The 10,291-nt window shown below is 46.5% G+C and carries 6 protein-coding genes and 4 tRNA genes; 7 read left to right on the forward strand and 3 right to left on the reverse strand.

The genetic code is table 11. The features are described 5' to 3' along the window. Positions 1–130: 130 nt before the first annotated feature. From alaS to QZZ54_RS12425, 7 genes are all read left to right on the forward strand, one after another. Positions 131–2,683 (forward strand): alanine--tRNA ligase, encoded by a 2,553-nt coding sequence (gene alaS, locus QZZ54_RS12395; RefSeq protein ID WP_290703016.1) that lies wholly within the window; start codon positions 131–133, stop codon positions 2,681–2,683. Between the two features lie 39 nt (positions 2,684–2,722). Continuing rightward, entirely contained in the window at positions 2,723–3,958 is a 1,236-nt protein-coding gene (locus tag QZZ54_RS12400) for an aspartate kinase (protein ID WP_290703005.1), read from the forward strand. A 152-nt stretch (positions 3,959–4,110) separates the two neighbouring features. Then, a complete protein-coding gene (gene csrA / locus QZZ54_RS12405) occupies positions 4,111–4,293 on the forward strand; it encodes a carbon storage regulator CsrA (RefSeq protein WP_019620695.1) in 183 nt (60 codons plus the stop codon). A 67-nt stretch (positions 4,294–4,360) separates the two neighbouring features. Further along, positions 4,361–4,450: transfer RNA gene (locus QZZ54_RS12410), tRNA-Ser, on the forward strand. Positions 4,451–4,454: 4 nt separating this feature from the next. Then, positions 4,455–4,531 (forward strand) — tRNA-Arg (locus tag QZZ54_RS12415). 71 nt (positions 4,532–4,602) lie between these two features. After that, a tRNA-Arg gene (locus QZZ54_RS12420) sits at positions 4,603–4,679 on the forward strand. 52 nt (positions 4,680–4,731) lie between these two features. Beyond that, a tRNA-Arg gene (locus QZZ54_RS12425) sits at positions 4,732–4,808 on the forward strand. A gap of 160 nt (positions 4,809–4,968) precedes the next feature. Here QZZ54_RS12425 and QZZ54_RS12430 read toward each other — a convergent pair. Genes QZZ54_RS12430 through QZZ54_RS12440 form a run of 3 tightly spaced genes read right to left on the reverse strand, consistent with a single transcriptional unit; the run spans position 4,969 to position 10,200 of the window. Continuing rightward, on the reverse strand, positions 4,969–6,324 hold the full coding sequence (locus QZZ54_RS12430) for an HlyD family type I secretion periplasmic adaptor subunit (protein WP_290703006.1): 1,356 nt from the start codon (positions 6,322–6,324) through the stop codon (positions 4,969–4,971). Further along, positions 6,321–8,480 carry a peptidase domain-containing ABC transporter gene (locus tag QZZ54_RS12435; protein WP_290703007.1) on the reverse strand — a complete coding sequence of 720 codons (2,160 nt, stop codon included), beginning with the start codon at positions 8,478–8,480 and terminating at the stop codon, positions 6,321–6,323. The genes QZZ54_RS12430 and QZZ54_RS12435 overlap by 4 nt, the downstream gene beginning before the upstream one ends. A 4-nt stretch (positions 8,481–8,484) precedes the next feature. Then, positions 8,485–10,200, reverse strand: coding sequence for an ABC transporter transmembrane domain-containing protein (locus QZZ54_RS12440; protein WP_290703008.1), 1,716 nt, complete (start codon positions 10,198–10,200; stop codon positions 8,485–8,487). Between the last annotated feature and the right edge of the window lie 91 nt (positions 10,201–10,291).

A 10,291-nucleotide genomic window follows, 5' to 3' on the forward strand; every position in this document is an offset into this window, starting at 1 on the left:
TTTACCGTCTCGTTATATACTACCTCGCCATTTTTATAATGATTTCCAGACTGTTTCTAAGTTTTTGTATTGTATCGGAAACGGTGTTGGTGACGGTTAGGTATTACGAGCGATTAAAACCATGAAAAATATGACAAGTGCTGAACTGCGTCAGGCCTTTTTGGAATATTTCCAGAATCAAGGGCATGCAATTGTGGAAAGTAGTTCACTGATTCCTGCAAATGACCCAACTCTGATGTTTACGAACGCGGGAATGGTTCAGTTTAAAGATGTTTTCCTGGGTAGCGATAAGCGCTCTTACAACCGGGCTACGAGCAGTCAACGCTGCGTTCGTGCCGGTGGGAAGCATAATGATCTGGATAATGTTGGTTACACTGCCCGTCACCATACTTTCTTTGAGATGCTGGGTAATTTCAGCTTTGGTGATTACTTTAAGCGTGATGCGATTCGCTTTGCTTGGGTGTTCCTGACAGAGGTGCTTGAGCTGCCAAAGGAAAAGCTTTGGGTTACTGTTCATATCTCAGACGATGAAGCCGAAAAAATCTGGAAAGATGAAATCGGCATCGACCCAGAGCGTTTCTCCAAACTGGATGAAGATAACTTCTGGTCTATGGGTGATACCGGTCCTTGTGGTCCGTCTAGTGAGATTTTCTTTGATCATGGTGCGGATGTCTGGGGTGGCCCTCCGGGAAGTCCTGAAGAAGATGGTGATCGTTACATCGAAATCTGGAATCTAGTTTTCATGCAGTACAATCGTTCTGCAGATGGGGCAATGGAATCTCTGCCTAAGCCTTCTGTTGATACAGGAATGGGTCTTGAGCGCATTGCTGCGGTACTACAGGGCGTACATTCAAACTATGAAATTGATCTCTTCCAGAATCTGCTGAAAGCTGCTTCAGCCGCTGTAGGTTGTCAAGAAACTGATACTCAATCTTTGCGAGTGATTGCAGATCATATTCGTTCCTGCGCTTTTCTTATTTGTGATGGTGTTATTCCCTCCAATGAAGGCGCGGGTTACGTCCTTCGCCGAATCATACGTCGAGCTGTTCGTCATGGTAATAAACTCGGTGCTTCAGGTGCGTTCTTCAATACTCTGATTGGGGCTTTAGTCACTGAGATGGGTGAAGCCTATCCAGAGCTAATTGAAAAGCAGGCGCAAGTTGCGCGGGTGCTATTGAAAGAAGAAGAGCAGTTCGCCAAGACTCTGGATCATGGTTTGCGCTTGCTTGAAGATGTTATTGCTAACCTTCCTGGTACGGAGATTCCTGGTGAGACGTTGTTCAAGTTATATGACACCTATGGTTTCCCGGTAGATCTGACAGCTGACGTTGCAAGAGAGCACCAACTCACTGTTGATATGGACGGCTTTGACGCGTCTATGGAAGATCAGCGAAGCAGGGCTCGTGCGGCGGGTAAGTTCAATGTTGATTATAACGATGCGATCCAGTTGGATGGTCAGACTGAGTTCACAGGTTATACCCAGTTGAATGGCTCTGCGAAAGTCGTTGCTCTGTTCCGTGATAGTGGAGCGGTAGAGCAGCTTGAAGCGGGTGACAAAGGTATGATCGTGCTGGATCAGACTCCTTTCTATGGTGAGTCCGGTGGCCAGGTTGGAGATACCGGTCTGCTGCTGGCATCTGATGTCGAGTTTAGTGTTCAGAATTGTACAAAAGAGTCGAAGAATCATCTGCATCATGGTGTGCTGAATAGTGGCGCGTTGAAAGTGGGTGATACAGTGACCCCACAGGTAGATCAGGCCAGGCGTCAAGCAACTGCAGTGAACCACTCAGCGACTCATATTCTTCATGAAGCACTTCGTCTGGTTCTGGGTGAGCATGTTCAGCAGAAAGGCTCGCTTTGTGATGCTGATCGTTTACGTTTCGATTTCTCACATTTTGAAGCCGTAAAGCCAGAAGAATTGAAAAAGATTGAGCAGATCTGTAATGAACAGATTCGTCTTAACTCTGACGTTCGTACTGATATCATGGATATTGAGTCTGCTAAAGCAACAGGTGCTGCAGCATTGTTCGGTGAGAAGTATGACGAGACAGTACGTGTATTGACTATGGGTGATGGCTTTTCTGTCGAGCTTTGTGGTGGTACTCATGCGACACGTACCGGTGATATTGCATTGCTGAAAATGGTATCAGAAGGCGGTATTGCAGCAGGTGTTCGTCGTATTGAAGCGGTTACCGGTGCTAAAGCGTTAGAATATGTTGATCAGTCTGCCGCGCAACTTGAAACCAAATTGCAGGAACAGATTGGTAAAAGCCGTCAGCTTGAAAAAGAGCTGGAGCAGATGAAAGTAAAGCTGGCTGCGGCAAAAGGTGCAGACCTTCTTGGTAATGTTGTAGAAGTTAAAGGCGTTAAAGTACTGGCTGAGCAGCTTGAGGGTATTGATCCAAAAGCACTGCGTGACACAATTGATCAGCTGAAAAATAAGCTGGGTAGTGGTGTGGTGGTTTTGGCAACGGTTTCTGAAGGTAAAGTAAGTCTGGCTGCGGGCGTTACTAAAGATCTTACCGGTCAGGTTAAAGCGGGTGATCTAGTGCGTGAGTTGACTGCAAAGCTTGGTGGAAAGGGTGGAGGTCGTCCTGACTTTGCTCAGGGCGGTGGTACAGATGTTGCTGCTTTACCTGCGGCGCTTGCTGGTGTGAAGACACTGATTGAACAGAATTTGTAATAATTGCAGTCGTGAGGCTGATGAAGGGAACAGGTAAATATGGCCCTATATGTACAGAAGTATGGTGGAACCTCTATTGGTACCGTTGATCGTATTCAGGCAGTAGCTGATAAGATCAAAGGTTTCCGTGAGGCTAGTCACGATGTTGTGGTCGTTGTCTCTGCTATGAGTGGAGAGACAAATCGTCTCATTGGATTGGCTAAGGAGATGCAGACGCAGCCTAGTCCTCGTGAAATGGATGTGTTGGTCTCAACAGGTGAGCAGGTAACAATAGCGTTACTCTGTATGGCTCTTGAGGCTCGAGGTGTTAGTGCTCGCTCTTATACCGGCGGACAGGTAAAGATTTTGACTGATGATGTGCACATGAAGGCACGGATTCAGGATATTGAAGTGGATAGCATGCGTACCGATCTCGATCAGGGACGTGTGGTTGTGGTTGCAGGCTTTCAGGGAGTTGATCCTGATGGCAATATCACGACTCTTGGGCGAGGTGGCTCTGATACGACGGGTGTGGCATTGGCTGCGGCTCTGAAAGCTGATGAGTGCCAGATCTACACCGACGTTGATGGTGTGTACACTACGGACCCTCGGGTTGTAGAAGGTGCGCAGCGTATGGATAAAATTACCTTTGAAGAGATGCTGGAAATGGCTAGCCTCGGTTCAAAGGTATTGCAAATTCGCGCTGTTGAATTTGCAGGTAAATATAATGTGCCGCTTCGGGTTCTTCATAGTTTTCAGGAAGGTCCGGGGACACTTATAACAACAGAGGAAGATGATACAGTGGAAAAGCCGGTCATTTCAGGTATTGCATTTAACCGCGATGAAGCGAAACTGACAGTTTTGGGTGTGCCAGATATTCCAGGTGTCGCTTCACGTATTCTGGGTCCTATAAGTCGTGCCAATATTGAAGTAGATATGATTTTGCAGAATATTTCTGCTGATAACTCTACTGACTTTACATTTACGGTACACCGCAACGACTTTACTGTTGCAGAAGAGATTCTTCAGCAAGTAAAAGAAGAGCTAGGTGCGCGTGAAGTTATTGGTAACAATAAAATTGCCAAAGTTTCAATTGTTGGTGTTGGAATGCGTTCCCATGCTGGCGTTGCGACTAAGATGTTTGATACATTGGCAGGAGATAACATTAATATCCAGATGATCTCGACGTCTGAAATTAAAGTTTCCGTAGTAATTGCAGAGAAGTATCTGGAGTTAGCTGTGCGTGGTTTGCACTCCGCTTTTGATCTTGACGCAGCAGATACTGTTAGCGAATAAAATTATCAACAGTGGTCTATAGTTAGATTGCTGTTGCACAACAATTAATGTTTAACGCAAGGTTATCCTGCGGCAGCCCGTTGTTACGCTTTAGAGCAAACAGGAGCGGTCAGGTCAGTAGTACTTGTCTGTTAAATAAGGAGATTTATTCTATGCTTATTCTTACTCGTCGAGTTGGTGAAACACTGATGGTTGGTGATGATGTTACGGTTACTGTGCTGGGTGTTAAAGGCAACCAGGTTCGGATCGGTGTAAACGCACCTAAAGATGTTTCTGTTCACCGCGAAGAGATTTATCAGCGGATTCAGAAAGAAAAAGAGCAAGACAGCGAATAATTTTTATTTATTAGGATTAGCGCTTTTCTTTTTAAAATCAATCTTGTACTATACGCGCCGTTGTTTAGGTGAGCTGGCCGAGTGGCTGAAGGCGCGCCCCTGCTAAGGGCGTATAGGGGAAACTCTATCGAGGGTTCGAATCCCTCGCTCACCGCCATTAAGCGCCCGTAGCTCAGCTGGATAGAGTACCTGGCTACGAACTAGGGGGTCGCACGTTCGAATCGTGCCGGGCGCACCATTTTCTAAGATTGATCTTTAATCTCAGAAGTTGGTTATAAATGGTTGATACAACAAGTTTGGGTTTGATAAGCGCCCGTAGCTCAGCTGGATAGAGTACCTGGCTACGAACTAGGGGGTCGCACGTTCGAATCGTGCCGGGCGCACCAATCCTTCCCAAATGTAATTTTATGTTTGCTGCTTCAATATTTACTACCTTAAGCGCCCGTAGCTCAGCTGGATAGAGTACCTGGCTACGAACTAGGGGGTCGCACGTTCGAATCGTGCCGGGCGCACCATTTCTTAGAATTACTTCCGCATACATCTCCTCTTTCAGTTTACCTTTCTCTGCTTAAAAATTATGTGATGCTTTCAGAGCTGAGTTTTCATGCATTCGGGAATTCTACGTGCATAAAAAAACCGCCTGATAGCGGTTTTATATAGCTAGGCTATTTACGGCTAACGCTCTCTGAAGGCGGTGTTTAAGCCGCGTGATATAGGCTTCAGCAGATAATCGAGAATGGATTTTGACCCTGTTTTAATATCAGCTGTTACGGTCATGCCGGGGGATATAGGCATCGCTTGATTGCCTCCTACGACACTATCATTCAGACTGATCTCAGCTCTAAAGTATGGGTTTTTCTTTTCATCCAGATACGTTGAGGCGGAAATTCGCTCGACTATTCCAGTGACAATACCAAAACGGGCTGAGTCGTAACTGTCTATCTTTACCTCGGTTTTCTGGCCTGGATGGATGTGACCAATTTCGCTAGGGGATACACGTGCTTCCACCACCATGTCATCACCGGTTGGTACCAGTTGCATAATGACCTGGCCTGGTTCAACAACAGCATTAATCCGGGTGATAGACAGGTCCTGAACGATGCCGCTGAGGGGGGCGTAGACATCCAGGCGACTAACTCTGTCTTTAGCTCGAATTAGCGTTTGCTCAACCTCTGCAAGTTGCTCACCGACTTCACCTGCTTTTAGCTCTGTGTCTTTATTGAAACGTGTTTTTAGCTCGTTTTTGCGGGTTATTGCTTCAGCCAGTGCTGATTTTGAAACCCTGATTCCGTCAGTAAGATTTCGCTCTTCGCTCTGGGCATCAGCTAGGTTTGTCTGGCTGGAGATCAGGTCGGATTCGGAAACGATGTTACTTTCAAATAGCTCGTTACGCATACGCACTTGTTGAGCGAGCAGCTTAACTTTTTTCTTAACGGAGGTGACTCTGTTCTCCTGTTGTCGGAGTTCTTGCTCTCGCTGGCGTATCTGGGCATCGATAACACTTATCTCGCTGGCATGGCTTGCCAGTTCTGCGCTGTAAATGGTGAGTTGTTTCTTGGTTTGCTCGGGGTACTGTTCACCAATTTCACCAAAATCAGGCGGACGGTTATCAATAATGGCCTGAAGTCGTTCTCCTTCGAGGATCATAGAGGCACGGCGGATCTCTGTTTGTGTGAGCTCTGACTGGCTAGCGGGCGGTGAAAAACGTAATAAAAGATCGCCTTCGCGTACAGTGTCGCCATTTCTAACAACGATTTCGCTGACAATGCCTCCTTCAAGATGTTGAACGTCATGGATAAGGCCTGCAGGAATTACTTCGCCCCGGGCGGAAGTGACTTCGTCAACTTTAGTAAAGAATGCCCAGGTGATGGCTGCCACCAGGATAAAGGCTGTGAAATAGATAGCCGCATTAATGATGGCAGAAGGGTGGTGCTCTTCAAGTTGAATTGCCTGAGCCAGAAATCGAGCCCTGGCTCGTGGCAAACTGGCTCCGCTCCGGGAGGAAAAAACATTATTTTCTTTACTACTCATGCTGCGTTCTCCAGCAATAGGCTGACTACTTCATCAGGAGAGCCTGCATGGATTACGGCTCCCTGTTCCATCAATATTGCTTTATCGGCGAGCCGAATATGACTAGGTCTGTGGCTCACCATAATGATTGAACGACTGCCTTTGATTTTCTTAAGTTGTTCAACGAAACGCTTATCAGACTCGTCATCCAAAGAGGCTCCGGGTTCATCCAGTAAGAGAATTTTTGCCGGGCTGACAAAGGCTCTGGCCATTGATAGAGAGCGAAGAAAGCCCGGGGGCATCCTATCTATAGTAGTATCGCCAATTCTTGTATTAAGGCCTTCTGGCAGTGCCATAATTTCCTCCAGTACGCCGGCTTCTGCTGCAGCGCTACGCACCTGCTCATCGGTGGCTAAGCTGTTATTCAGGCGAATATTTTGGGCAATGGTACCGTGGAACATATGTATCTGCTGCGGGACGTAAGCAATGGCTCGTCTCAGATCCATCGCATTAAGCTGGCGTAGATCCATTCCGTCGAGTTGAAGCGATCCGGCCTGTGGTGCATACATGCCGGCAATCATTTTGATCAGTGTTGACTTCCCGGAGCCTGTATTGCCGCTTATTGCTACCATTTCTCCAGGTTTGATCTGGAATGATACGCCTAGGAGCGCAGGGTCTCTGTCAGGTCCGTAGCGAAAGCTGACCCGCTCTATGCGGATATCGCCGATGAGCTTTTCAAGAATGAGTCCTGATTTACCGCTTGAGCGTTCGTTTTTCAGTTTCATCAGTTGGTTGATCTGTCGGATCGCCTTGATGGTTTGTTGAAATTTAGAAAATGAGAGGAATGCGCTTTGCAGAGGGGACAGTACTCTCCACACTAGGGCCATGATAGCTATCAACGCGCCGATGGTCATATCCCCTGCCATTACTTGCATGGTTCCTACGCCAAGCACGGCTACGCCGGTAAAAGTCATCATGCCCTGGGCAATATTGTTCATCACGTTGTTAGAGAGGAATGTTTGATAGTTGGACAGAACTGATTCACCTGAATTCTCTCTGAAACGTTCCCACCAGACTGTTTCGCCACCAATGGATTTGATCTCTTTACGTCCGGCGACAGTTTGCATAATAATTCGTTGTTTTTCAGTTCTGGCTTTGCCTGCACGCATTATTTTGCTGTTGAGCATAGGCATCCAGAACAGCCCTAGCATGATAAAACCAATCACCATTGCCAGTGGTATCAGTGCTATCACGCCGCCGAGTATGCCGATGACAGTAAGAAATAGAATGACAAATGGAAGCTCGAGGGCAATGGCTGCGCTGGGGCCTGTGAAAAAGTCTCTGACAGAGTCAAATTGTTTTAGACGTGACAGCTGTGCTGCTACAGTTGAACGTTCAGTGTAGAGCGGTGGCAGGTAGAGCATGCGTTTAAAGGTTTCTACGCCTATTAGGTAATCAAGTCGTCCAGCAGTTACACCGAGTAGTTTTGCGCGTAGATAGCGTAAGCCAAGATCAGCGGCTAAAAGAATGGCTGCTCCTGTGATCAGAAAGGGCAGGGTTTCTGCCGATTTTGCACCGATGACTTTGTCATAAATCACCATAATAAACAGAGGCACAAGAAGAGCTACAAGATTGATAATGAAGGTCATTCCAAGCAGATGAATGATCATCTTATTGAAGCGTTGCAGTAGATTGCCAAACCAGTCGTTACTGAGTTCTGGGGCGTTGCTACCGTGATGGGCGTGGTTATCTGTAAATAGATAAACGGTGCCTTGCAGGTTTAGTTCTTCAGTGGTTTCGTAGCTGTCATTTTGTGGGTCATAGAAGAATATTTTCTCTTCTTCTAAGCCTTGAAGTAGTAGTACTTGGTTATTATCAGAGATGAACAGGGCTGGATAAAGTTCTTTTTTAAGATCGGAAATTGTGGTTTTAACTGGCGTGCTTTCATAGCCTAATGTGGCCAATATGTTGCGCAGATCAATCAGGTCTATCTGCGCAGAAAAGTGCGGTAGTGCCTCGACAAGCTCTTTCGCATAATTGTTCCAGCCGAGCTCTCGTAATAGAGGAAGTAGGCAGGCAGAAAAAGGGGATACCTCTTTAAATGCTGTTTCGGTATTGTTTCGAAGGTCATCGGCAAGTTGCTCTGAGGCCATCATTGGACGCGGGCTACTGCTCATTCAATTATACCTTTGCCTGTGAATTGGCTTGTGCAGCCTGGAAAGCAATATAGGGATCTACATACTCTTCAAGGTGTCCCTCTTTCAGAATATATTGGCGATCGCATATGCGTAAAAATGAGGGGCGATGGGTGACAATAATCATTGTGCGAGATCCGCGCATTTTTTTGATTACATTGAGTAAACGCCCGTCATTCTTGATGTCGAAGTTAGCATTGGCATCATCGAACAGAATGATTTTTGGGTGTCCAACCAATGATCGCACCATAATTATCTTTTGTCGCACGCCTTCAGAAAGTGTGTCTACAGCAGCGCCGCCAACCTGTGTATCTAATCCGTCTGGTAGTCGAGCCACAATCTCTTCTAAGCCTAAAGTTTTTGATAGCTCGAGAGCTTCCTGCAGAGCTTCTCCTTCTCGATACAGAGTCATGTTCTCTAGAATAGAGCCTTCGAATAGAATGCCTCGCTGAGGCATGATGCCGATTTGAGCGCGAAGAAATTCCAGGTCATATTCTCTTATATCATGATCATCCAGGTATATATCGCCCTGCTCGGGTTTCAGGAAGCCAGAAAGAAGGCTGATTAGCGTGCTTTTACCACTACCGTTATTGCCCGTGATACCAATGGTTTCGCCGGGGTAGGCCGCCAATGAGAGATCCTTAATAAGATCGAACTCTTGTCCTGGGTGTTTGAAGCTGACGTTACGGATTTCTATTTTTCCGCTTAAGCCTGATTCTTTACGAATCTCGCCACCACTTTCTCTCGGTTGTTGGTAAAGGGTTTCGATTTTTTTCAGCGCCATACGCAGCGTTTGGAACTGAGACCAGAACCCCATGGCTTTTAAGCCCGGTTGCAGGACTCGGCTGGATAGCATTGTTCCCGCAGCTAGCGCGCCGACAGTTAGGTCTCCGCTGATAACAGAGATGCTACCGATGCCAACAAATGCGACTACAGCCAGCTGCGAAAAAGTGGCGCCTATACCCTGAACTATGCTGTTTATCCGACTTAGATCGTAAATGCTTTCAGCTGATTGGTGCTGTAATCGTTCATAGCGTCGCAGCATCAGTGCTTCCATCGCCATAGACTTGATGGTGTGAATTCCTTTCAGGGTTTCAATAATAAAGTTTTGCCGTCTGTCTTCCATCGTAGAGCGGGTTTCAAGTGCGCTGCGTAACTGTCGGCCGGTGATTATTGCAACGATAAAGAAAATCATTAATAGCGTTAAAGGTATCAGTATTAGTGGGCCAGCGATGACCCAGATGAGTGCTAAGAACAACAGGACAAAAGGTAGATCCATGACGAGCAAAATAGATTGGCCAGAATAGAACTCCTGGATCTGCTCAAGAGCTTGGGTCTTATCAAGATAATAGCCCGCTGGCTCTTTCTCAAAAGCTGAGTTATCGGTATTCAATATGTGATTCATCGCTTTAAGGCTTTCGCGATGATCGAATTGTGCGCCGCTCCAGCTGAGTATAGTGGAGCGAAAAATCCGCAGGGCTGTATCCAGTACAACTACACCCAGCATGCCCAATATGAGGAATATAAAGGTCTCAGTTGCTTGATTAGGAATGATACGGTCATACACTTGAAGTATAACTGTGGGAAGGGCAAGGGCTAGGATGTTAATGGCCAAAGAAGAGAGCAACACAACGGGGTGACTCCATGTGCCCGGTGTTTTTAGTTGTTTAATTGAAAACTGTTCTGACCTATTCCTACTCATGTGAGCTCTTATATACCAGGGCGTAATGCAACATATTGAATTGAGACAATTTTGTCTCGCGTTATATTGCATCTGTTTGGCCTTATTCTCA

Origin of the sequence: Amphritea sp., from assembly GCF_016744155.1 — a bacterium.
Lineage (GTDB): Bacteria > Pseudomonadota > Gammaproteobacteria > Pseudomonadales > Balneatricaceae > Amphritea.

Coding starts and splice junctions, on each gene's coding strand:
- alaS (WP_290703016.1), top strand. CDS start 131: ATGACAAGTGCTGAACTGCGTCAGGCCTTTTTGGAATATTTCCAGAAT.
- QZZ54_RS12400 (WP_290703005.1), top strand. CDS start 2,723: ATGGCCCTATATGTACAGAAGTATGGTGGAACCTCTATTGGTACCGTT.
- csrA (WP_019620695.1), top strand. CDS start 4,111: ATGCTTATTCTTACTCGTCGAGTTGGTGAAACACTGATGGTTGGTGAT.
- QZZ54_RS12430 (WP_290703006.1), bottom strand. CDS start 6,324: ATGAGTAGTAAAGAAAATAATGTTTTTTCCTCCCGGAGCGGAGCCAGT.
- QZZ54_RS12435 (WP_290703007.1), bottom strand. CDS start 8,480: ATGAGCAGTAGCCCGCGTCCAATGATGGCCTCAGAGCAACTTGCCGAT.
- QZZ54_RS12440 (WP_290703008.1), bottom strand. CDS start 10,200: ATGAGTAGGAATAGGTCAGAACAGTTTTCAATTAAACAACTAAAAACA.